2 protein-coding genes are annotated in these 595 nt (G+C 61.0%); one reads left to right on the top strand and one right to left on the bottom strand.

Annotation, left to right across the window (positions count from 1 at the left end; all coding sequences use genetic code 11):
• A partial coding sequence (locus OMK64_RS21510; RefSeq protein ID WP_272730161.1) for a hypothetical protein occupies positions 1 to 289 on the top strand: 289 nt, incomplete at its 5' end.
• 133 nt (positions 290 to 422) lie between these two features.
• Here the strand turns inward: OMK64_RS21510 and OMK64_RS21505 are convergent.
• On the bottom strand, positions 423 to 595 hold a 173-nt coding region (locus tag OMK64_RS21505; RefSeq protein WP_524536923.1), incomplete at its 5' end, for a 3D domain-containing protein.

The following is a 595-nucleotide window of genomic DNA, read 5'->3' as shown; positions in this document are numbered from 1 at the left end:
GTCCAAGACGCCCAACTCGCCCAACGATCCCGGCCCTGGACCCAACGTGCAGGTGCCGCTGTCCTATTGGCCGTTTGTCAGCGACCAGAGTGTCGTTGTCGCCAACACTACTATGGAAACCTACGTGCAGACAGACAACTGCCACGACTGCCATCAGTACGCGGCGATTGCCGGCGGGTCCAAACTGGCGTCGGATTTCTCCTTTCTGTTTGGCAATGCCGACTCGGCGAAGAACACGCGCCTGATCAAACGCATCGAGGCGTTCAAGACCCTCAAGGATGAGCCGTAGCCGCAAGCCAAACACGGGGCGCAATTGTGGGGGCTTGTAGAGGTGAGGGGCTGCTTCGCAGCCCAGCGCGGGGCAAGCCCGCTCACCACAGCAAGCCCGCTCACCCCAATACATTGAGTTGGGCAGAGCGTCTTCAGTTCCCGGGACTCACATCCGGCACTTGGGGCAACGCTGCACCCTTTGGCCACAACATCCAGATCTGCCCCTGCTGCTTCATATTCCCAGCCAGTTCACCCGCCGCATCGCCGGTGCCCCAGAACAAATCTGCACGCACTTCACCCGTGATCGCGCCACCGGTGTCCTGTG

The sequence above is a fragment of the Cellulomonas fimi genome, assembly GCF_028527925.1.
Lineage (GTDB): Bacteria > Actinomycetota > Actinomycetes > Actinomycetales > Cellulomonadaceae > Cellulomonas > Cellulomonas fimi_C.
The sequence above is the reverse complement of the archived record's forward strand: the minus strand, read 5'-3'. Positions and strand labels throughout refer to the sequence as shown.